Genomic DNA, 21,976 nt, shown 5'->3' with positions numbered 1-21,976 from the left:
ATGGCACAGTACCACTATCAGGCGCTGGATGCGCAGGGGAAAAAATGCCGTGGCGCTCAGGAGGCCGATTCTGCCAGACAGGCGCGTCAGCTATTGCGGGAGCGCGGGCTGGTGCCGCTGTCGGTTGATGAAAACCGAGGCGACCAGCAGAAATCCGGTTCTACAGGATTCTCCCTCCGTCGCAAAATTCGGATCAGCACTTCAGATTTGGCGCTACTGACTCGCCAGTTGGCCACGCTGGTGGCCGCGTCGTTGCCGCTGGAAGAAGCGCTGGATGCGGTGGCGAAACAGAGTGAAAAGCCACAGCTGAGCCAGTTGATGGCGGCGGTGCGCAGCAAGGTCATGGAAGGTCACTCGCTGGCCGATGCGATGAAATGCTTCCCCAGCAGCTTCGAACGGCTGTATTGCGCGATGGTCGCCGCAGGCGAGACGTCCGGTCACCTTGATGCTGTGTTGAACCGATTAGCGGACTACACCGAACAGCGCCAGCAGATGCGCAGCCGCATCCAGCAGGCAATGATTTATCCGTGTGTGTTAACCGTGGTCGCGATTGCCGTGGTCAGCATTTTGCTATCCGTCGTGGTGCCGAAAGTCGTCGAGCAATTTATTCATATGAAGCAGGCGCTGCCGCTTTCAACCCGCGTATTGATGGGAATGAGCGATGCCGTGCGTACGTTTGGGCCGTGGATGTTGCTGGCATTGCTGGCTGGGTTTATGGCGTTCCGCGTGATGCTGCGGCAGGAAAAGCGGCGCATCAGTTTTCATCGCCGTCTGCTGCATTTACCGCTGATCGGCCGCATAGCGCGTGGCTTAAATACAGCACGCTACGCGCGGACGCTCAGTATTCTTAACGCCAGTGCGGTGCCGCTGTTACAGGCGATGCGCATTAGCGGCGATGTCATGAGTAATGACTATGCCCGCCATCGGCTCTCGCTGGCGACGGATGCGGTACGAGAGGGCGTCAGCCTGCACAAAGCGCTGGAACAGACGGCACTTTTCCCCCCAATGATGCGCCATATGATCGCCAGCGGTGAACGCAGCGGCGAGCTGGACAGCATGCTGGAGCGGGCGGCGGATAATCAGGATCGGGAATTCAGTTCGCAGATGACGCTGGCGCTGGGGCTATTTGAGCCTCTGCTGGTGGTCAGCATGGCGGCGGTGGTGTTGTTTATCGTACTCGCGATTTTACAACCGATTCTGCAACTGAATACGTTAATGAGTTCGTAAGAGAACCAACAATTGAATGAGGGAAAGTAAGGATGCAACAGTCTCAGCGTGGTTGTGGACAAAATAGTTATGGTCAGAGCGGTAATCGTCAGCGTGGTTTTACCCTGTTGGAGATTATGGTGGTCATTGTCATTCTCGGCGTACTGGCGAGTCTGGTGGTGCCCAATCTGATGGGGAATAAGGAAAAGGCGGATCGACAAAAAGCCGTCAGCGATATCGTGTCTCTCGAAAGCGCACTCGACATGTACAAGCTGGATAACAACCGTTACCCGTCCACCGAGCAGGGGCTGAAGGCGCTGGTAACGAAGCCGACGGTACAGCCTGAACCGCGTAACTACCCAGCCGATGGCTATATTCGCCGCCTGCCGCAGGATCCGTGGGGCACGGAGTATCAGCTGTTGAACCCCGGCCAGCACGGCAAGCTCGATATCTTCTCTCTGGGGCCAGACGGCATGCCGGGAACGGAAGATGATATCGGCAACTGGAACCTTGATAAGAAATAAAGGCACGCGGCGATCTGCCTGTCTTTATTGATGACGGCTGTGGATGACTGTTGTGGGTAGTTGCTATCAATGGCAGCGGGAAAAGGACGGCAAAAGCGCAATGAAGCGGTCAACGAGGAAGCAGCAGGGATTCACCCTGCTGGAAATGATGCTGGTCGTGTTACTGGCGGGCATCGCGGCTAGCATGGTCGTCATGGCGTTTCCTCCCGAGCGCCAGAATGACAGCGCCTGGCAGTTGGCTCGTTTTCAGGCGCAGCTAGAGTTTGCCGCTGAAAGCAGCCAGGTGAATGAATACATGCTGGGTGTTCGTATCTATTCCGATCGCTGGCAGTTTTATCAACTCCAGCGACCCGCTGTATCAGAAGGAATACCGATCCCGAGTGGCGATCGCTGGCAGGGCTACAAGTGGCAGCCGTGGCGACCGCATCGGGTGAGCGCATCGGCGACGCTGCCCGAGGCATTACGGCTTGAGCTACTGCAGGCCGACGGGAAAAAAGTGGATAAAACGCAGGGTGGTGACGATCCCGATATCCTGATTTTGCCCGGTGGCGAAATTACGCCTTTCCGTCTGCTCGTTAAATCTGAAAATAAAGCGCTCTCGAATTGGCTCCAGGTGGATAACACCGGACGATTTGTGACGTCGATGAGTCAGGGTAAGAAACGATGAGACGACAGAAAGGGATGACGCTGGTGGAGGTGCTGGTCGCGCTGAGTGTTTTTGCGCTGGCAGGCATTGCCGTTTTGCAAACAACAGCCAGACAGGCAAGCAGCCTGAGCCGGCTGGAAGAGAAGACGTTTGCAGGCTGGGTGGCGGAAAACCAGCAGGTTCAACTGCGACTGGAACAACGCTGGCCGGAAGCATCGTGGGTGAGAGGCGAAACGCAGTTTGCGGGCATGCGCTGGCATTGGCGCTGGCAGGGCGTAGAGACCGGTGATCCTCAGACCAAAGCGCTGGATGTGGAAGTGCGACGTAATAAAGACGCCTTTGCCGCCGATGCTTCCCTGCGCACTTATGTGGTGAAGCAATAATGTTTAGTAAAACAAGGATGTACAGCCAAACAAGAAGGGCACAAAGCCCCGCGCGACAGAAACGCCAGCAGGGGTTTACGCTGCTGGAGATGATTCTGGCGATCGCTATTTTTGCGGCGCTGAGCCTCAGCGCGTTTCAGGTGCTGAACGGCGTGATGCGTAATGATGAGATTTCGCAGCGTAAAGCCGATCGTCTGGCTGAAATACAGCGCGCATTTTCACAAATGGACAACGACTTCTCCCAGATGATCGCACGCGGCAGCAGAGGAAGTACCTCAATGTTTTACGCCGGTCGCGATCAGTTAAAAAGTGATGACTGGGGCGTCAGCTTTATGCGTAATGGCTGGCAGAACCCGTTTGGCATTCTGCCGCGCTCTGAACTTCAGCCTGTGGCCTATCGGCTGCGGGAACACACGCTGGAACGGTTAACGCATGTGACTCCCGACCCGATTGAAGGGCTCGATCCAGGCGTAAAACCGCTTCTCACCGAGGTCGATGGCTTCCGCCTGCGCTTTTTCAGCAATAAAACCTGGCGCGATCGCTGGGACAACAGTACGCAATTGCCACAAGGGATTGAAGTGGTGCTGACCTTAAGGGATTACGGAGAAATGTCGCGTATGTTCTTAATTACCACCGGGCCGGTTAAATGAGGTCGCGTCAGCGCGGCGCGGCACTGCTGGTGGTGCTCCTGATTCTGGCATTAATGGTGACGATTGCCGCGGTGATTACGGAACGCACAGGCAAAGCGTTTTTGCGCACCGAAAGTCATTTGAGCCGTCAGCAGGCGAAATGGTACGCATTAGGGGCGGAAACGCTAAGCGGGCAGATATTACAGCGTGATGCGCGGAATATGCCGGGGCGCACGTTTGCCGGACAGAACTGGTCGCAGCCGGGGCTGCGTTTCCCCGTGGACGGTGGCGAAATCACTGGCCAGATTACTGATGCGCGTACCTGCTTTAATGTGAATGCGATCAATCAAGGCGTGGATAACGAAAGCACGCTGGTGAAGACGCCTTATCCGGCACAGGTTTTTCGTTTGCTGTTGAAAAATCTGGGTGAAGAAACGGATCGTGCAGAAAAAATTACCGCAGCGGTGCGTGACTGGATTGATGCGGATAACTATCCATCGGCGAACGGCGCAGAAGACGAAGTCTATGCTGCGTTGCCAGTGCCTCATCGTACCGCGAATCAGAGAATGAGTGAAATCAGTGAATTACGCTCAGTGTATGGTATTGACAGCGATCTCTATCGTCGGTTACTGCCTTATGTCTGTGCGCTGCCGGTGGATGCGATGTCCATTAATATCAACACGCTAACCGAATTTGATGCCCCGCTGTTATCTGCCGTGTTCCTGAACGAAATGACGATGTCGCAGGCAAAAGCGCTGGTGCAGCAGCGGCCACGTATGGGGTGGGCGAGTATTGAAGTTCTGCAACAAACCGGGTTATTGCCCCCGAATAGTAAAAATACCGCGCAGCGAGTACTGGCAGTAAAAAGTGAATGGTTCTTTGTAAAACTTCAGGTGCGTGTCGGCGACAGCGATTTTCATCAACGTAGCTTGCTTCATCTGAGTGGACAAAAGGTACAGGTCGTGCAGCGGCAATATGGAGGATATAGGACGGTGAATCCATGAAAATAGCGGGAAAATGGAAGCGAAAAGCCGCAAAAGCCCCATTAAATCGAGGGACGGTCGCTCGACATCCGTGCCTCATTGTTCGTCTTCCGGTAGAAGAACTGGGAGAGATCGAATGGCAGGTGCGTTCATCTAATGGGGAAAATTTACTGAGTCAGGGACGCGGTAGCGTCGAACAGGTTCGTCAATCACTAGCGGCCTATCCGTCCGTGGCATTTACCCGTGTTCTGGTTCCGGCCACTGACGTGACGTTTTATACACTGACGCTGCCCCGACAGGCTCGGCGTCAGCTGACGCAGGTCGTGCCGTTTATGCTGGAAGACCAGCTAGCGACGGAAATTGAAAAGCTGCATTTTGCCGTGCTGGAAATTCACGGCGATGATGGCACGGTTGCCGTGGTGGAAAAAAACCGGATGCAGCGCTGGCTGGCACAGTGTGATGCGCTGGGCCTCAGCGTCGATACGTTATTGCCTGACGCCCGCGTATTGCCGAAACATCAGGATGGCTGGAGCGCGTTGCAGCATGATGACATGTGGCTGTTTCGCCAGCCGACGGGCCATGCGATGGCGGCGGAATCCTCCTGGTGCGGCGACCTGCTGAAAGCGTCTATGCCGCTGCCTGCGATATACAGCTACAGCGCTGCATCGGTCGGCGGTGAGCTGGCGCAGTATGAATGGCAGGAAGAGGGCGAATGGAAAGCGCAGCCGGAAACGGATCTCTTCACGCTGGCGGCAACGGCGCACTTACCTGCCTCAGTCGATCTGCGACAAGGCGACTATGCGCCGGAGAAAGCCTGGCAAAACACCCTGCTGCCGTGGCGCGGCGTTGGGATCGCGTTTGCCTGTTACCTGCTGTTGGTTGTGGCGGATGCTGGCTGGGCGCATTACCAGCTTTATCAACAGTCTGAACATTGGCGACAGGAAAGCGTGCGCGTCTATCGGCAGATTTTCCCTTCCGAGACGAATGTCGTTAACCCGCGCGCGCAGATGCAGCAGCACCTGCAACGTACGGCCGCCGGAGGCGCAGGGAAAGCGCTGCTGGATCAATTGAACCCCTTACAGCAGCTCGTGACACAGAATAGCGCGATCAAAATTCAGTCGCTGTCTTACGACGGCGCTGCGGGTGAATTCCGGCTGGCGTTGCAGGGCACGTCATATCAGGAACTCGAGCAATTTCAGCAGCAGGCTGCCGCTTATTATCAGGTACAGGCGGGAGAGATGCGGCAGGAAAACGATCGGGTTGAAGGCCGCTTAACGTTAAGGAGCCAGCAATGAATGAATTACGGCAACGCTGGCAGGCGATGAGCCCGCGCGAGCGTCAGCTTATGGTCGTGTGCGCGGCGGTGCTTCTGCTCTGTCTGGTGTATTACGCTATCCTCCAGCCTTGGCAGGAACGTGAAGATCTGTGGGAGCGTACGATTTCCCGCGAACAGCAGACCGTCAACTGGATGCAGAAACAGGCCTCATCGATTCCGCAGGGCAATCAGGCGCAGGGGGACAATAGTCAGCGCGACGTCAGTCTGCCGATTCTTATTTCGCAAAGTACCAAGCGTTACGGACTCAGCGTTGTACGTTTGCAGCCGCAGGGCAGCCAGGCATCGGTGACGCTGGGGCAGAGTGATTTTAATAGTCTGCTGCGTTGGCTTGGCGAACTGGAACAGAAAAATGGCGTAAAAGTGATGTCGCTGGATGTGAATGCCGTCGAGCAAAGCCCCGGAATGGTGGATGTGACCAGGCTGATGCTGGAACGGGCGGATGAAGCTTAAGTCCGGCATTGGCGCAGGTATCGCTATGGTTCTGGCCTACGGGTTGTTCCTGGCGAGCTATGCGCCTGCCCGCTTGCTCACCGCCGTGCCGCTACCGGCCGGAATGGTGATTGCAGAGGCAGCCGGAACGCTGTGGCAGGGGAACCTACAACGGTTTAGCTGGCGTACGTTAACGCTGGACGATGTGCACTGGAATATCACCTTCTCGGATTTTATGCCCGCGCTGGAAATCGCGTTTAAAAATCCGGAAGGCATTGCAGGTCGCGGGATCATTCGCGGCTGGCATCAGCCGCAGTTTTATCAATGGCAGCTTTCTGTGCCAGCGGGCTATTTATTCAGCCATCTGCGTTTTATCGTGCCAATCGGCGCAGAAGGAAACGTGCAGCTCAATCTGCAAGAAGCGACGGTAGACCGTTCAGGCTGCCAGTCGCTGGATGCCAATATAACCTGGCCGGGCGCGCGGGTGAAAACGCCGCTGGGTGGACTGGTGCTCGCTACGCCTCAGGCCACGTTACGCTGCCAGCAAGGCGCGCTAGAAGCGAACCTGCGGCAAATCTCCTCACATCTGCAATTGTCTGGCAAAGGCAGCGTCACTCCGAAAGGCGAATATCGTTTCACGGGGCGGTTGAGTAGCGGAGATGCCTTACCCGCGACGATGAAAAAGCTGCTGGCAACCACCGGTAAAGCCGATGAACAGGGTGCCAGAACGCTGAATTTTCAGGGGCGCTTGCTGTAATAGACATGATCGTTGTAAGAAAAAACGTTCGTTGTCATTGCTGTGTCGTCGATCGCAAAAATAAACCGCTCATTCATACCGTTTCTTTATCAACAATCAGGGACTAACGTGGACGATTTAAGGGAATTTGCACAGCTGTTTCCGGCGTGGTGGTTTGGATCGCTGGGTGTGTTGGGATTGATTGTTGGCAGTTTTCTAAACGTGGTGATTTACCGCTTGCCGATTATGCTGGAGCGTCGCTGGCGGCAGGACATCGAGCTTGAAACGGGCATGGCCGATTCCGCACCTGATACACGCTACAACCTGTGGTGGCCGCCTTCGTCTTGTCCGCACTGCCAGCAGGCTATTGCGGTGAAGGATAACATCCCGCTATTCAGCTGGTTGTGGTTGCGCGGCCGCTCCCGCTGCTGTCGTCAATCGGTGTCTGTGCAATATCCGCTGGTGGAAGTCATCACCATGCTGGCTTTTCTGACGGCAGGTTTACTCTGGCTGCCCGGTATGGCGCTGTGGGGGGCGTTGATTCTGCTGTCCTTCCTGTTGGTGCTGACCGTTATTGATATCAAAACGCTGCTGCTGCCGGATGTGCTTACGCTGTCGCTTCTGTGGATAGGGCTGCTGTTTAATCTGTCGGAGACATTTGTCCCATTGAATGATGCCGTAGTCGGCGCGATGGCCGGTTATTTATCTCTGTGGCTGCTTTATTGGGTATTCAAATACGCAACGGGAAAAGAGGCGCTGGGGTACGGTGATTTTAAGTTGCTGGCTGCGCTGGGTGCCTGGCTGGGCTGGCAGGCATTGCCGAATCTGGTTCTGGTAGCGGCGCTGAGCGGGTTGGTTGTTACTCTCGTCTGGCGCGGATTGCGTAAAGAGGATACGGCCAAACCGCTGGCCTTTGGCCCCTGGCTGGCAATGGGCGGGGTATTTGGCGTGATAATGAACGGATTGAATCTGTAGAAAATGACAAAGGTAATACGAATCATCGACTGAATAGTCATCGGCTGAACATAGATCGGCAGGCATAAAAATAGGCTGAGGGTATAAATACCATCAGCCTTTTTTATCTTTATCTGTGTGTGCCCTTCAATGAATAAATCTTTGCCGGGCAAATGACAGGTTATTCTACCATCAGCATAAAGGTACTCACCCAAACGACTAAACAGAATGAGATACCCATAAAAAAATACTTCACCGATTTATTCTCCAGCAGAAACCACGCCAGCAACGATCCCGATTGTGCGTTTTATTATGGAAGGAAATAATTACGCTGCCGGTGATGTCACCGAAGGGTAATATTTCCCGTTGTCATCACCAGAGTCACACCAGTTATGACGGGATCGGCGCTAAATCTACGCCGAGTGAGGGGGGGAATTCAAGAGGTCCAGAAACTATATTTTCAAAATAGCATTAAAAAGCGTTGAACCGTTTCAGAGGCTGGGAAAACCGGGAGGATTCGAGTGAAAATAGCCCTTAAATCTTCCCGATTTTTGATGGTGTTATCGTTGGTTTGGCACCTATTGGATAGGCTTTTATTATTTAGGTCGTAGACCTAATCCCGCCATCCCATCGCAGGCGCGACATGTTTCAGGATTGATTCGATCACATGCGCATTATAATCCACGCCCAGCTGATTCGGCACCGTGAGCAATAGCGTATCCGCTTCGGCAATCGCTTCATCCTGTTTTAACTGTTGGATGAGTGCGTCCGGCTCGGCGGCATAGCTGCGGCCGAAAATCGCGCGCGTGTTTTCATCCAGAAAACCCACCTTGTCGCTATCGTTACTGCTTCCGCCGAAATAGGCGCGATCGCGGTGATCCATCAATGCAAAAATGCTCCGGCTGACGGAGACGCGTGGCGTGCGCGTATGTCCAGCCTCAGCCCAGGCCGCTCGATAGGCACGAATTTGCTGTGCCTGTTGGATATGAAAAGGCTCGCCTGTTTCATCATCTTTTAGCGTGGAGCTTTGCAGGTTCATGCCCAGCTTCGCTGCCCATACTGCTGTGGCATTCGATCCGGCACCCCACCAGATTCGTTCACGTAACCCATCAGAATAAGGCTCCAGACGCAAAAGGCCGGGTGGATTTGGGAACATGGGCTGCGGATTCGGCTTTGCAAACCCCTCGCCACGCAGTACATCCAACAGCACCTCGGTATGACGTCGTGCCATGTCCGCTTCTGATTCCCCTTCTGTCGGCAGGTAGCCAAAATAGCGCCAGCCATCGATCACCTGTTCTGGCGAGCCTCGGCTGATGCCGAGCTGCAAGCGCCCGCCAGCGATCAGATCCGCGGCGCTGGCGTTTTCGGCCATGTACAGCGGGTTTTCGTAGCGCATATCGATGACGCCAGTGCCAATCTCAATGCTTTTGGTTTTCGCCCCAATCGCGGAAAGCAGTGGGAAAGGTGAACCTAGCTGGCGGGCAAAATGGTGCACCCTGAAATAGGCACCGTCAGCCCCCAACTCTTCAGCGGCAACGGCAAGGTCGATAGATTGCAGTAGTGCATCAGCCGCGGAACGTGTACCAGACTGTTGCGACGGGGCCCAGTGGCCGAATGATAAAAAGCCAATCTTTTTCATAGGGTACTTATCCTTATATTCAGACAAATATTTAGCCTATTCGTCCTGCACAGCAAGGGTATATAGATCAGTAATAGAAGCACTCTACGCGATTAATAGTGAGAATAAATATCATTTTTTTAACGTAATAATTCAGTTTATCTGACTAATATTTTGAAGAATAAATCGCCGCTGGTTATTTAGCAGAAAACCCAATCTGAGTTGATCTACCCCAAAATTGGTATCTAAATATTATTATGAGCGAGATCAGTATTTTCTTTGCCGCTATCGTTGTATCATTTTATATATAGCGAAAATCAGGATACCAACATGATAAAGAAATTTGGCTACACGCTGTGGGTTGCCGGGCTGTTTTTGGTGTTTTCTAACGCCTGGGCGGCGCGTCAGGTGACCGACCAACTCGGGCGCACTGTAACGATTCCCGACCACGTTAATCGCGTGGTGGTGTTGCAGCATCAAACCTTAAACCTGCTGGTGCAGTTGGATGCACAAGAGAGCGTCGTGGGTGTGCTTTCCAGTTGGAAGAAACAGCTGGGCGAGCATTATGTGCGCTTGGCTCCGCGTCTGGCGGATTTGCCAATGCCGGGCGATCTCACACAGGTCAATATTGAAAGCCTGTTGAAGCTGTCGCCGCAGGTGGTTTTTGTCGCTAACTATGCGCCGCCGGAAATGATTGCGCAGATTGAGCGAACGGGGATTCCCGTTGTGGCGATCTCGCTGCGTCAGGATCAGCCGGGAGAAGCCGACAAAATCAATCCTACGATGGGTGATGAAAACGCGGCGTATAACGAAGGGCTTAAGGCAGGGATTCGGCTGATTGGTGAGGTGGTTGAGCGCCAGAAACAGGCGGAAGCGCTGATCGACTATACGTTTACGCAGCGGCAAAACGTGAGTGCGCGTCTGGCGTCTATTCCAGAAGAGAAACGAATCCGTGTGTATATGGCTAACCCTGATCTGACAACCTACGGTTCAGGAAAATATACCGGCCTGATGATGTCACACGCAGGGGCGCTGAATGTGGCGGCGGCATCGATAAAAGGCTTCAAACAGGTGTCGATTGAAAATGTGCTGGCCTGGAATCCAGAGGTAATTTTCGTGCAGGATCGCTACCCGGACGTTGTGAAACAGATCGTTAACGATCCGGCCTGGCAGGCGATTGAGGCGGTGAAACAGCATCGCGTGTATCTGATGCCGGAATACGCCAAAGCCTGGGGTTACCCGATGCCGGAAGCATTAGCGATTGGCGAACTGTGGATGGCGAAAAAGCTGTACCCTGAACGCTTCACCGATATCGATATGCAAAAAGCCGCCGATGCATATTACCAACGCTTCTACCATATGGACTACCGTGCGGACGCCTCCGCGGCACAATGAGTTATCGCACCTACCGGATCACGCTGCTAACGGTGGTGGTGTCCACGCTGTTGATTGCCGTGTGCTCACTGGGGATAGGGCGTTTTAGCTTATCCCCGTGGCGCATCGTCCAGATCCTTATCGAGCCACTGTCTGGCAACAATCCTTTGCTTGGTGATATCGAACGGCAAGTGGTGTGGAGCGTGCGCTTACCCCGCGTGTTATTAGCCTGGTGTGCCGGCGCGGCGCTGGCGCTGAGCGGGGCCACGCTGCAAGGTGTTTTCCGTAATCCACTGGTCGATCCGCATATTATCGGTGTGTCCGCTGGCGCGGCCTTCGGTGGCACGCTGGCGATTCTATTAAGCTGGACGCCGCTGCTGTTGCTGCTGTCTGCGTTTACGTTCGGCATGCTGGCGCTTTTGCTTATTTTCATGATGGCCGCCGCATTCGGCAAACAGAACGTGCTGATCCTGATTCTGGCAGGCGTCATCCTCAGCGGCTTCTTTGGCGCGCTGGTCAGCCTGATGCAATATCTGGCGGATACCGAAGAGAAGTTGCCGAGCATCGTTTTCTGGCTGCTGGGCAGCTTCGCCACCGCACACTGGAACTCGCTGATGACCATGGCGGTGCCGTTAGCCCTTGCGGGCGGACTGCTGCTGCGGTTGCGTTGGCACATCAACGTGCTGTCGATGGGCGAGCAGGACGCGCGTGCGCTAGGTGTTGCTGTGCAGCCCTTGCGCTGGCTGATTTTGAGCTTGTGTGCCGCGATAGTCGCCGCGCAGGTGGCGGTCAGCGGCAGTATTGGCTGGATTGGGCTGGTGATTCCTCATGTCGCACGCATGCTGGTGGGGGCCGATCATCGTCGCCTGCTGCCGGTGTCGCTGTGGCTGGGAGGCGGATTTATGGTGCTAGTGGACGATCTGGCGCGCAATCTCAGTGAAGCGGAGATTCCGCTGGGGATTCTGACGGCGCTACTTGGCGCGCCACTTTTTGCCGTGCTGCTGTATAAAACACAGCGGCAGATTCGAGGACACTAGCATGCCGACCATCAGGCTATCGACGGAAGAATTGGTATATGGCTACCAGCGGGGGCAGGGCTTTTTTTCACCGCTGAATTTGCGCTGTCAGGAAGGGGAAATTACGGCAATTCTGGGCGCGAATGGCAGAGGGAAAACGACGCTGCTGAATACGCTGATGGGGCATTTATCGCCGCTTTCCGGGACGATCCAGCGCGATGGGCACATTGGTTTTGTGCCGCAGATATTCACACCGCCGTTTTCTTATAGCGTTCTGGATATGGTACTGATGGGGCGTGCGGCACGTGTTCGGCTGTTTGCCATGCCTTCTGCGCATGACATCACCGTAGCTCAAAATGCGCTGGGGATGCTGGGAATCGCATCCCTTGCCGAGTGTGAATTTAGCGCGTTGTCTGGCGGGCAGCGACAGCTCGTATTAATCGCGCGTGCGTTAGCTTCGGAGTGCCAGACGCTGATTCTGGACGAGCCGACGACGGCGCTTGATGTGCAAAATCAGGCGCAGGTGCTGCGGTTATTGACGCATCTGGCTAAAACGCAGCGCTTGAGCATCCTACTAACCACGCACGATCCCTCGCATGCGCTGGCCATTGCCGATCGGGCACTGCTGCTGATGGATCATCAACACTATCTTTATGGCCACTGTGATGAGGTTGTGACGGAGGATAACCTGTCGCAGCTGTATGGTATTCCGATGCGGCAGGTGTGCGTGGAAACCGTGGCACAACCCTATTATGCGCTGATACCGATATTGACCATGACGGAGCCACCATGACCGATCCCCTTCGCCTGTATGCCGCGGGTAGCCTGCGCCTTGCATTTGCTCCGCTGTTGGCGACGTTCAGCGAACGTTATGCGGTGGACGTGATACCGACGTTTGGCCCGGCTGGGCTGCTGAGTGAAAAAATGATGCACGGCGACGCGGTGGATATTTTCGCCTCGGCAAACTGCGCGCACCCTTTACGCTTGAAAGCACTGGGGCTGGCGGAAGAAACCCGCATGTTTACGCGCAACCACCTTTGTATTGTGATGCGTAACGTGCCGGAACTCACCACGCAATCCTGGCTGATGGCGCTCCTTGACCCACGTTTTGTGCTTTCAACTTCGACACCTGGCAGCGATCCCGGTGGGGATTATGCGTTTGAGCTCTTTGAGCGCATCGAGCGTCTGCATCGAGGCTGGGGAAATCAGTTGCGCGACAAAGCGAAACCGCTAGTGGGCGGAGCGCTTGATCATGCCATTCCGGCTGGCATGACGGCGGGAAGTTACCTGATTCGGACTGGGCAGAGCGATATTCATATTGGCTATGCGAGCTATCTGCCGTTATTGCTCAATCAACCGGATCTGCATGTGGTTCATTTACCCGATCCCTATCGTATTGATGCCGAGTACATGCTGGCTGTCATGAAGCCTGCCCGACGTGAGGCGCGGCTGCTGGCAAACTACCTTTTATCACCGGAAGGACAAGGCTTTCTGGTGAATAAAGGATTTACCTCGCGGTTTTCGTTGCAGAACGGGAGGTAAATCGGTCAACGATGGCGAACTCTGCTATGATTGCGGCACATCTGCGCCGCTTTTTAGCGCGGCGTCACCTTTCGTTATCTCGTCCTTGGTAGAGTAATCACTGTGAGTACAACCTCTTTTTCTTCCCTCGCGCTGCCCGCAGAGCAGCTATCCAATCTTAATGAACTGGGCTATACCGACATGACGCCCGTTCAGGCGGCGACGCTGCCAGCCGTTCTGAGCGGCGCAGACGTGCGGGCCAAGGCGAAAACCGGTAGCGGTAAAACGGCGGCATTCGGCATTGGGTTGCTGGATCGTATTGTCGTGAGCGACTTTACCACGCAGGCGCTGGTGCTGTGCCCGACGCGTGAGCTGGCCGATCAGGTCAGCAAAGAGCTGCGCCGTCTGGCTCGTTTTGCACAAAACATTAAAATTCTGACACTGTGCGGAGGTCAGCCTATGGGGCAACAGCTCGATTCGCTGGTTCACGCTCCGCATATTGTTGTCGGAACGCCGGGACGTATTCAGGACCATTTGCGCAAGCAGTCGCTGTCTCTGGATAGCCTGAAAGTGCTGGTGCTGGATGAAGCGGATCGCATGCTGGATATGGGCTTCACTGACGCCATTGATGATGTGATTTCCTATACGCCGTCCGATCGCCAAACCCTGTTATTTTCCGCTACGTATCCAGAAGAGATCGAACAGATCAGCGCGCGCGTTCAGCGTCAGCCGCAACGTTTTGAGGTTGCAGATGGTGTGGAAGAACCGGCTATTGAACAACGTTTCTATGAGACGACGAAAGATCAGCGTCTGCCGCTATTGATTGCCATTTTGGGCCATTATCAGCCTGCGTCCTGCGTGGTGTTCTGTAACACCAAGCGTGACTGCCAGAGCGTATTTGACGCACTGGATATGCGCGGGATTAGCGTATCCGCGCTGCATGGCGATCTGGAACAGCGCGATCGCGATCAGGTTCTGGTGCGTTTTGCTAACCGCAGTTGCCGTGTGCTGGTGGCAACCGACGTTGCCGCTCGCGGCCTCGATATCAAAGAGCTGGAGCTGGTGGTGAATTTTGAGCTGGCTTTCGACCCTGAAGTCCACGTGCACCGCATTGGCAGAACGGGGCGCGCGGGTACGAAAGGTCTGGCTGTCAGCCTGTGTACACCACAGGAAATGAACCGCGCTAATCTGATTGAAGACTATCTCGGTATGCGCATTAAATGGACATCGGCGGATGAAATTAGTCGCAGTGGCGAGGTTGCGCTCGAACCAGAGATGATGACGCTGTGCATTGATGGTGGCAGAAAAGCCAAAATCCGTCCCGGCGATATCCTCGGGGCGTTAACCGGTGATGCAGGACTAACGGCAGCGGAAGTCGGGAAAATTGATATGTTTCCGATGCATGCTTATGTCGCTATCCGTAAAGCTAGCGCTAAGCGCGCGTTGCAGCAGCTCCAGAAAGGCAAAATCAAAGGAAAAAGCTGCAAGGCCAGATTGTTAAAATAATCGGTGGCTGATATACCAGACAGAAGGGGCTCGGATAACTGACAGGGGTGTTAAGGGCGGATGCAGACAACAGAAATCGAGCAGCGGCTAACGGAAGTGAGCCAGAAGCTAACGATGGTGCTGGTGCCGGGATTGCGGGACAGCGATGACGAACACTGGCAAAGCCATTGGGAACGGCGTTTCCCTCACTGGCATCGTATACGCCAGCGGGAATGGTATCAGGCCGATCTGGATCGCTGGGTGTTGGCGATCCGCCGTGAGCTTAGTGTCTGTACTCAGCCCGTGATTCTGATCGGCCATAGCTTTGGCGCGCTGGCTTCCTGTCATGTGGTGCAGCAGGGTCAGGAAGGGATCGCTGGTGTGATGCTGGTGGCTCCTGCTGAGCCGATGCGCTTTGAGATTGACGATCGCATTCAGGCTGCACCGCTGTCGGTTCCAACGCTGACATTTGCCAGTCATAACGATCCGTTGATGAGTTTCACTCGCGCCCAATACTGGGCGCATGCGTGGAACAGTGAACTGGTTGATGTGGGTGAGGCGGGGCACATTAATGCAGAAGCGGGATTTGGTCCTTGGGAATATGGCCTGACAAGATTAACTGAGTTTTCGGAAGCACTCGTTGCTAATCGTTAATCGGCCAGTTTCCATCAAATAGTCATATTACAATATTAAGATAACGTTATATTTTTCTTTAATGCCAGGGCAATGAATAGCGTTGTCTTGGCATCTGTTTTTTTATTAAGCCAGCTCTTCCTGATCGCCTGAACCATGCAGCATTTCCTGAATCTGCTGATAAACTTCGGCAGCAGACAAATTGCTATACGATGTTTTGCTCTCAAAATGTAATACCTGTTCGCCACCGGAACTATGAAGTGCGCCCATGAGTGCCAGATCTTCTTGTGTGATGCGTTGTCCGGTAAAGGCATCGAACATTTCAGAATTACCATCTGGGTACTTAACCACGGAAATGAGCTTGCCGTTGTATAAAGGAATACCCGTCATCGCCAGTGAGTATTCGGTAGCGGCTTTCTGCTGTGTCTTATTCTGTTCCGGTGGAGGAGCATCTTTCTCTTCAGCGGCGCGCTTCTTGTGAGAAGACAGCGTGACTTTGGTGCTCTCGTTCGAGCCCGGCATATTTTGAGAGTCGGAGTTTGTTGATGTGTCGGTTTTATTCCCCGGGCTGATAGCGGCAACGACAGTCGGGTTAGCCGCTGCGCCAATCGGAGGCATGGTTGCCGGGGTAGTCGTATTCACGAGTTGAATATCTGGGATCACCACAGTATAACTCCTTCTTATATCTATTTAATGCTGGTAATGGTTTTACCAGTGAGTTACTTCAGTGTGTTAAAACCACATACGTTAATACCGCAATCGCCGAAATTGAGGTCACTAACACAAGCAGGATAATTATCTTCCTGGGAAGACGAATCTGTCTGCTAGAGATAATTTCCTACTATTCAACAATATGACGTTAACGAAATGGTTCAGTGAGAACACGGTTAATGTAAAACAGTATTTATGCCAAACACTATTTATGCAAAATGCAATTGCATTAAAAAACACCCTATCGCAAAAGGTATCGGCTGTTTTTTCTGCTTCATTAATATCCAAAATGCATAAGATTTAACTTTTTGATTACCAATCTTGCGAACTTATGTGATCAAATCTCTCCATTTTTAAAAAACAGCAAACTATCAGGGTATTAGCGTGAGGCAGTGATAACCCTTAGCCCATATGTGCTTACAAGCGCGGGGGAACGCGATACACTGTTTTCCCTGTCTTTTCCTCTGTTAAGAAGCGCTATGCCCAGTATTAAACTGACGGTTAACTATTTGTATCTGCAATCCGGTGAAACGCGCGAAGCCTCACAGGCAACAGCCCGCGTTTTTGTTGGTGATGAGCTCATCGCCACTGAGGTGATTACCGGGATGACGGAAAGCCCTGTCGAGAAGTATTTACATCACTCAGGGCGAGAAGCGCAGGCCGTACGTGTCGAATGGGATTGCGAAGGCACAACAGCCATGACGGTGTCAGAGGTGGAAATCTGTCCCTGCTGCCACCATGATTAGCCTGATATGCTAAGCCGTTTTTTGAATGATTCGGCTTCATGATTGACACGCTAAAAACACAACGTGAGTTGCAGACAAACCAACGCATAAGCAACCTGAAGTATGACGGGTAGACAAGGTGAATGTATGAGAGCAGCGGTATCAACCTTAATAGCCTGTGGACTATGGACGGCAGCATGGGGAGCGCAAGCCGGCTGGTATGTCGTGAGCAATTACGAAGGTCACATTGGACCTTATCCGGTGCATTTTTCATTGCAGAAATACAGTATTGACCAGGATAAGAATCTGCTTGGGAGCTACTTTTACGATAAATACAGAGCGCCGATCCCTCTGTATGGAAGGCTCTCGGAAACGTCGCTTGAAATCTGCGAAATCCATACCCCGCAGGACTATGATAAATATATCGTTCAGGGCGTTAAGTCCGGTATCGATATGACGCACTGCCCGTTTAAATTGACCGAGGTGGGGGAAGAGCTCCGCGGTGAATGGTCAAACGGAAAGGCGCGTTATGATGTTAGCCTACGGCGCGTGGCATCCTTTGACGATAGCGAGCAGCCTGCCAAAGTCGAAGGGCAGGTCGATATTCCATTCTGGGGGCAAACGGCGACTCACAGTTTTGTCGGGGTATATCAAAACAGCGATACCGGCATGGTTGTTGAGGGTATCAAGGCGATTAACAAGAAGACCGGCAATGTCGATCAGCTTCTCCAGCCTGATTTTCAACAATGCCAGTTTGGCTTTTTCATGACTCCGGTTTATATGAATATTGAAAATGGCGGAGATAATCGCAGCATTATGCTGAACTGCTATTCCCACGGCGGAGGCGATATTCTGCTGGAATACCGTTTTGATGCGGCAAGCCAGCGTTATGATGTAGTCGGCGAGTAAAAATTCTAACGGATTAGGATCGTTAGCGATTTTTAATATATAAATTCTCTGCATTATTTTGCAGGCTAAATATATTGGTGTTCATTGTTGGAAATAAATGATTTTTATTTCCACTCCTTTCTTGTTAAAAATAATCCGCCTTCATTTTTTATCAATATTGCGTTTTATCTTCATTGTAACTGCAAGGGTACGAGTCCATAAAAGGGCTATTTTCTGCTAAAGGAGTGAAAATGCTTTCAGGAAAGAAAACGATCATGGCGATATCCATATTATGTGTCGCTTTTTCTGCGCATGCGGATAATTTCTCTAAGTTGGATCAAGCGCTACCGTCAGGTATTAATGCGCTTGCGATTGCGCCAGTATTTGATTTCGACAGTGATGGTTGTTTGCCCAGTGCCGGGTTTAGCCGAGGTGGGGTACAAAACGGTGGCTTGAAGCCGACAGGAAGCCTGACGGGTGGGTGCCGATGGGGTAACTTTCTCGAGTCGTCAAATACATTACACCGATATGCCTGTGTTGATTCCGGTGGTTCTCGCTATTGTGGTAGCTTCTATGCGCTCTATTTCTTAAAAGATCAGGTGTTGGGCGGTTTGAATACGGGTCATCGCCATGATTGGGAGCATGTTGCCATCTGGACTAAAAACGGAGCGGTAACACACGGTAGCTTCAGTGCGCACGGCAAACTGACGACAGAAGCCGCAGCGAATATCGATAAGCAGGGCGGCCGCCTGAAATTCGTGTACCACAAAGACGGAGCGTTAACACATGCTTTCCGATTTGCCAAAACGAATGAACAAGCAGAAAACCCTTACGGCAACTTTGTGACGCCGGATATTGTCAGCTGGTATGCGATGTCGGGTGACGGTATCAGTAACGAAGAGCTGCGTAACCGATTAAATGCGTTTGACTACGGTTCTGCCTCGATTCCGCTTAAAGACAGTAATTTCCTGACTAACCTGAATAATGGCCGACCGGCCGGTTATCCAGAATTTACTGCTGCCAGTCTAACTGCGTCGAAATAATTATCACAAGAGAGGTATAGCCAGATATACCTCTCTCTACTTGTCCTTGGAATGATGCCAACCTTATTACACTACCCTTTATATTAGGATATTCAGCGTGCATCATCCGTTCAGGAAAATATAGGTTCGCTTTTTATTCCGGTGATATGGGCATTTTTATACGGTGATGCGCTTAGCTTTTTATTCGCTTCTCGTCGAACTGTTCATGGCAATATTCATCATTGATGTCGTCCACGATCACCAGTGCTGTTAGTGCAACATTGCGGAGGGTTTCAAGTTCGGTTGAATCATCGCAACTGGTCATTAGGTTAATCATTCCACGGAGCATGGTCAGCTTTACTTCGATCCCTTTCTTCACTTACCTGCCTCCTGTTCCAACGATTCGTGGGCTTCAACATGGATATCGCTGACGATACCGATAGATACAGGTAGTTGAGAGGAAAGCACTATAGAGGGGTGAGTCATTTACTATCTCCTGTAGGGGGTTGCGGTCTACAGGAGAATTGTGTCAATGCTAAGTCGCTGGTGGGGTAATTTTACAAAGAGAAAATGCAATATTACGATTTATTCTATGTCAGACAGCCAGTTTTCGATGGTGACTCCGCTAGGGCAGTGAAGGCTTTTTGCCTCCAGATCGGTTCTAATTTGTGCCATCTTTCCATCGATATGTTTTCTTGGATTTTCAGCGACATCCGCGCCATACATCACCGTGAGGAGATTTTTAATAAACTTGGCTTGAGCATTCTCAGTTTTCTTTGATTGCTTTGGTGTTTTTGTCACTGGAGTCGCATTGAGCACCTCAACTAACTTATCCAGGTTGGCCGTTCGGGCAACAAAATAGATATCATCTGGCACGGATGGCGCGGGGATATATCTCATGTGGGCATCTGCATCCCACATGCTAATCGTGCTGAGGTTTTTGAATATGTCGATAATGCTATTGAAAGTTGGATGGTTGGCATCTCCGGCGCTATTTGCGGCTCGGTAAAGCTCCTCTAGCTCAGCGTCAACGTCGATAAAATGCTGGAGCTGGTAAAGACCCGATGGGCCAGCAGAAATGGTTACACCTCGAATGAGGTCTTGCTTTCTTGATGGCTTGGGAAGTCCAAGGCTCTTACAGTATTGTTCTTCAGCAAATAAGCGCTCAATACCTAACAGCGGCGTGTCTTGTACCCCACTCAGGCTTGTTATCTCATTGCTTGTTGGGGTAGCAAAGTCTATTTCACGATCTGGGGAGAATGATTCACCGATATACACCCCCCAGTTTTCACGCACATACACTTCCGCATTCATCGCGGTTTCAGCCATTTTTACTCTTTTTATTTCAACCTTTTTGGCGATCTTAGGTGACTGTAGGTTTACTGATAAAATCAGATGCCCATCCAGAGCAAATCGCAGAATATCTGTTATAGCTACTTGCTCGTTGATTTTTCTTTCGAGGTATTTCGCTGACTCGTCGAGACTGAGCCATTTCCGTAAATTGTTCAACTTTGACAAAGGTCTTCCCCGTTACCTTCCTCCCTATTTTTCAACTGGCACCAACCGATGAGGTATCGGCTTTTGGAACGATCCTAGATGCCAGTTTAGCGATTCTATCATGCAGTTACTTCTTGGCATTACTTGATGTTTGTTTCCCCAAATAAACTAGGCGTGTATTTTCGCCGTTCTTTTGGGCGCTTATCGAGTTGGCATACTATTAAGATATTTCCCAGCATTCATGCGGATATTGGGCGTGGTTGTAGGTGCAGTTAATAGAAGGTTTATCAAGGTGGGAAAACTGAGTGTCAATCCATGCGGTGCTGGGGATAACACTGACCTTATCTGGCGGCACACATTCTGTGTGCCGCTACAAAAATATCCTGCGGGATAAGAGATGGGAATGTGTTAATGCCATTCAGCGTTTGCTGGTTATTCGAATTTGTACTGTGAACAGGATGGAAATAACCACGAAACCGACCGCCGCGTATAACACGGTTGTATAACCCCAATGTAGGTAGAGTGCACCAAAAAGCGTATTCCCGATAAAGACGGCTAAATAGGTAACCGCACTGTTAAGCCCCATGATTGCACCGCGTTTTGACGTATCGGTTGTGTTTAATCCGGTGATCAATAAATTGACGCACAGGTGGTTAGCGGTGCCAAGGAGAAGCATCAGAATGCAGATAACGGGCAGGCTATTTCCTGACAGGGCGAAAGCGAGGTATACCGCGGCTACCGTAAGAAATGAGGCTGGCATAGCCACTTTGGCATTTACTTTGCTTATCATCGCATCCAGAAAAGCCGCTGAACCAAAACCGATACCGTAGCAAAGCGCAATCAGGCCGTTAGCACTGAGCGGCTGATGCAGTTCATTATAGAGATAGTCCCCCAGATAGCCGTAAACCCCATAAAAGGCGGTCATGAACCCGCCACATGCAGCCAATAGCGGTTTCACGCCGGGCACGCCCAGAGCTGCAAGCGGTGATGATGAGATTCGCGTGACATTTTCACCCTGGTGACTCAGACGAGAAAGGATGACGATAGCCAAAACGGCAAGTGCGCCGATCCCCAGATAAACGACACGCCAGTGAAATTGTTCTGCCAGAATCGACGCGAGTGAAACGCCAGCGACAAGGCTTAATGTCCAACCGGTAAGAACGACGCCCGTTGTTTTACTTTCCAACCCCTTGGGAGCGATAGCCGCGGCGGTGGTGTAAATCGCCGGAATCGCCACGCCGGATGCAATACCAGCAATGAGCTGGCTGGCTATCAGCCATTCGACGGAAGAAGCGCTAGCGCTCGAAAGCAAGGCAACGACCAGCAGGAGCATCGCGTTCTTTAACATCCTAAAAGCGCCGAATCGATCGATGTATCGTGCCAGAAACAGGGCGCTTAGCGCCGTTCCCAGACCAAATGCGGCCGACGCCAGCATGACTGACTGTGCGGTGCTCTTGAACGATGTGGCTATCTCGGGAGCGATGGGGCCCAGAAGTAACGAATTGGAGCCAATCACGCCGATACAAAACGTCAGGACATAAGCCGCACCAGGGACACGAAGCGCGCGCGAGTTGGCATGACATTCAGCATGTTGATGTTGTGACATTGAAATTTCACTTTTTGCTTAATATGATTCGGAGAAAATACTATTAACCAAACA

General features: G+C 52.3%; 25 protein-coding genes. 19 read left to right on the top strand and 6 right to left on the bottom strand.

Annotation, left to right across the window (positions count from 1 at the left end):
- From gspF to Q3A88_RS02355, 10 genes are all read left to right on the top strand, one after another.
- Positions 1-1,227, top strand: a complete 1,227-nt coding sequence (gspF, locus tag Q3A88_RS02400; RefSeq protein ID WP_039284723.1) for a type II secretion system inner membrane protein GspF — start codon at positions 1-3, stop codon at positions 1,225-1,227.
- Positions 1,228-1,259: 32 nt separating this feature from the next.
- Positions 1,260-1,730 carry a type II secretion system major pseudopilin GspG gene (gene gspG / locus Q3A88_RS02395; RefSeq protein ID WP_014916099.1) on the top strand — a complete coding sequence of 157 codons (471 nt, stop codon included), beginning with the start codon at positions 1,260-1,262 and terminating at the stop codon, positions 1,728-1,730.
- Between the two features lie 100 nt (positions 1,731-1,830).
- On the top strand, positions 1,831-2,397 hold the full coding sequence (gene gspH, locus Q3A88_RS02390; protein WP_317177380.1) for a type II secretion system minor pseudopilin GspH: 567 nt from the start codon (positions 1,831-1,833) through the stop codon (positions 2,395-2,397).
- Positions 2,394-2,759 (top strand): type II secretion system minor pseudopilin GspI, encoded by a 366-nt coding sequence (gene gspI, locus Q3A88_RS02385; RefSeq protein ID WP_039273738.1) that lies wholly within the window; start codon positions 2,394-2,396, stop codon positions 2,757-2,759. The genes gspH and gspI overlap by 4 nt, the downstream gene beginning before the upstream one ends.
- A complete protein-coding gene (gene gspJ, locus Q3A88_RS02380; protein ID WP_317177339.1) occupies positions 2,759-3,409 on the top strand; it encodes a type II secretion system minor pseudopilin GspJ in 651 nt (216 codons plus the stop codon). The genes gspI and gspJ overlap by 1 nt, the downstream gene beginning before the upstream one ends.
- On the top strand, positions 3,406-4,392 hold the full coding sequence (gene gspK / locus Q3A88_RS02375; RefSeq protein ID WP_317177338.1) for a type II secretion system minor pseudopilin GspK: 987 nt from the start codon (positions 3,406-3,408) through the stop codon (positions 4,390-4,392). The genes gspJ and gspK overlap by 4 nt, the downstream gene beginning before the upstream one ends.
- Positions 4,389-5,666 carry a type II secretion system protein GspL gene (gene gspL / locus Q3A88_RS02370; protein ID WP_317177337.1) on the top strand — a complete coding sequence of 426 codons (1,278 nt, stop codon included), beginning with the start codon at positions 4,389-4,391 and terminating at the stop codon, positions 5,664-5,666. The genes gspK and gspL overlap by 4 nt, the downstream gene beginning before the upstream one ends.
- Positions 5,663-6,157: a type II secretion system protein GspM gene (gspM, locus tag Q3A88_RS02365; RefSeq protein ID WP_010681641.1), complete on the top strand. Its 495-nt coding sequence runs from the start codon at positions 5,663-5,665 to the stop codon at positions 6,155-6,157. The genes gspL and gspM overlap by 4 nt, the downstream gene beginning before the upstream one ends.
- Entirely contained in the window at positions 6,147-6,893 is a 747-nt protein-coding gene (locus tag Q3A88_RS02360) for a type II secretion system protein N (RefSeq protein ID WP_317177336.1), read from the top strand. Before gspM ends, Q3A88_RS02360 begins: the two co-directional genes overlap by 11 nt.
- A gap of 108 nt (positions 6,894-7,001) precedes the next feature.
- A complete protein-coding gene (locus tag Q3A88_RS02355) occupies positions 7,002-7,847 on the top strand; it encodes an A24 family peptidase (protein ID WP_317177335.1) in 846 nt (281 codons plus the stop codon).
- A gap of 160 nt (positions 7,848-8,007) precedes the next feature.
- Here Q3A88_RS02355 and ypdK read toward each other — a convergent pair whose 3' ends face one another.
- Together ypdK and Q3A88_RS02345 are read right to left on the bottom strand one after the other, a co-directional pair.
- Complete coding sequence (ypdK, locus tag Q3A88_RS02350) at positions 8,008-8,082, bottom strand: membrane protein YpdK (protein WP_099606229.1); 75 nt, start codon at positions 8,080-8,082, stop codon at positions 8,008-8,010.
- A 357-nt stretch (positions 8,083-8,439) separates the two neighbouring features.
- A complete protein-coding gene (locus Q3A88_RS02345) occupies positions 8,440-9,465 on the bottom strand; it encodes an LLM class flavin-dependent oxidoreductase (protein ID WP_317177334.1) in 1,026 nt (341 codons plus the stop codon).
- 309 nt (positions 9,466-9,774) lie between these two features.
- Here Q3A88_RS02345 and Q3A88_RS02340 point away from each other — a divergent pair, with 309 nt between their 5' ends.
- The 6 genes from Q3A88_RS02340 (at position 9,775) to Q3A88_RS02315 (ending at position 15,494) form a co-directional block, all read left to right on the top strand.
- Positions 9,775-10,839: an ABC transporter substrate-binding protein gene (locus Q3A88_RS02340; protein WP_317177333.1), complete on the top strand. Its 1,065-nt coding sequence runs from the start codon at positions 9,775-9,777 to the stop codon at positions 10,837-10,839.
- Positions 10,836-11,855: an iron ABC transporter permease gene (locus Q3A88_RS02335; RefSeq protein WP_317177332.1), complete on the top strand. Its 1,020-nt coding sequence runs from the start codon at positions 10,836-10,838 to the stop codon at positions 11,853-11,855. Before Q3A88_RS02340 ends, Q3A88_RS02335 begins: the two co-directional genes overlap by 4 nt.
- A 1-nt stretch (position 11,856) precedes the next feature.
- Positions 11,857-12,627 carry an ABC transporter ATP-binding protein gene (locus tag Q3A88_RS02330; protein ID WP_317177331.1) on the top strand — a complete coding sequence of 257 codons (771 nt, stop codon included), beginning with the start codon at positions 11,857-11,859 and terminating at the stop codon, positions 12,625-12,627.
- Entirely contained in the window at positions 12,624-13,376 is a 753-nt protein-coding gene (locus tag Q3A88_RS02325; RefSeq protein WP_317177330.1) for a molybdate ABC transporter substrate-binding protein, read from the top strand. The genes Q3A88_RS02330 and Q3A88_RS02325 overlap by 4 nt, the downstream gene beginning before the upstream one ends.
- Before the next feature lie 102 nt (positions 13,377-13,478).
- The gene (dbpA, locus tag Q3A88_RS02320; protein WP_110162166.1) at positions 13,479-14,861 is read left to right on the top strand and encodes an ATP-dependent RNA helicase DbpA; all 1,383 of its coding nucleotides are present in this window, start codon (positions 13,479-13,481) and stop codon (positions 14,859-14,861) included.
- A gap of 60 nt (positions 14,862-14,921) precedes the next feature.
- Positions 14,922-15,494 carry an alpha/beta hydrolase gene (locus Q3A88_RS02315; protein WP_039526272.1) on the top strand — a complete coding sequence of 191 codons (573 nt, stop codon included), beginning with the start codon at positions 14,922-14,924 and terminating at the stop codon, positions 15,492-15,494.
- 105 nt (positions 15,495-15,599) lie between these two features.
- On the opposite strand, the gene Q3A88_RS02310 is transcribed toward Q3A88_RS02315, so the two are convergent.
- Complete coding sequence (locus tag Q3A88_RS02310) at positions 15,600-16,139, bottom strand: hypothetical protein (RefSeq protein WP_110162167.1); 540 nt, start codon at positions 16,137-16,139, stop codon at positions 15,600-15,602.
- Between the two features lie 524 nt (positions 16,140-16,663).
- Between Q3A88_RS02310 and Q3A88_RS02305 the strand changes: the two genes are divergently transcribed.
- From Q3A88_RS02305 to Q3A88_RS02295, 3 genes are all read left to right on the top strand, one after another.
- On the top strand, positions 16,664-16,930 hold the full coding sequence (locus tag Q3A88_RS02305) for a hypothetical protein (RefSeq protein ID WP_110162168.1): 267 nt from the start codon (positions 16,664-16,666) through the stop codon (positions 16,928-16,930).
- Between the two features lie 126 nt (positions 16,931-17,056).
- Complete coding sequence (locus Q3A88_RS02300; protein ID WP_181393534.1) at positions 17,057-17,818, top strand: hypothetical protein; 762 nt, start codon at positions 17,057-17,059, stop codon at positions 17,816-17,818.
- 230 nt (positions 17,819-18,048) lie between these two features.
- Positions 18,049-18,840 carry an NPP1 family protein gene (locus tag Q3A88_RS02295; RefSeq protein WP_010681628.1) on the top strand — a complete coding sequence of 264 codons (792 nt, stop codon included), beginning with the start codon at positions 18,049-18,051 and terminating at the stop codon, positions 18,838-18,840.
- 172 nt (positions 18,841-19,012) lie between these two features.
- Here Q3A88_RS02295 and Q3A88_RS02290 read toward each other — a convergent pair whose 3' ends face one another.
- The 3 genes from Q3A88_RS02290 to Q3A88_RS02280 all read right to left on the bottom strand — a co-directional run bounded on the left by Q3A88_RS02290 (position 19,013) and on the right by Q3A88_RS02280 (position 21,922).
- Positions 19,013-19,198 (bottom strand): hypothetical protein, encoded by a 186-nt coding sequence (locus Q3A88_RS02290; RefSeq protein WP_039284777.1) that lies wholly within the window; start codon positions 19,196-19,198, stop codon positions 19,013-19,015.
- A 206-nt stretch (positions 19,199-19,404) separates the two neighbouring features.
- Positions 19,405-20,337, bottom strand: coding sequence for a hypothetical protein (locus Q3A88_RS02285; RefSeq protein WP_110162171.1), 933 nt, complete (start codon positions 20,335-20,337; stop codon positions 19,405-19,407).
- Between the two features lie 397 nt (positions 20,338-20,734).
- A complete protein-coding gene (locus Q3A88_RS02280) occupies positions 20,735-21,922 on the bottom strand; it encodes an MFS transporter (RefSeq protein ID WP_317177329.1) in 1,188 nt (395 codons plus the stop codon).
- Positions 21,923-21,976 lie beyond the last annotated feature (54 nt).

The organism is Pectobacterium sp. HCp5_1 (assembly GCF_032905925.1).
Classification (GTDB): domain Bacteria; phylum Pseudomonadota; class Gammaproteobacteria; order Enterobacterales; family Enterobacteriaceae; genus Pectobacterium; species Pectobacterium brasiliense_A.
This window is presented reverse-complemented; position numbering and strand designations above follow the sequence as displayed.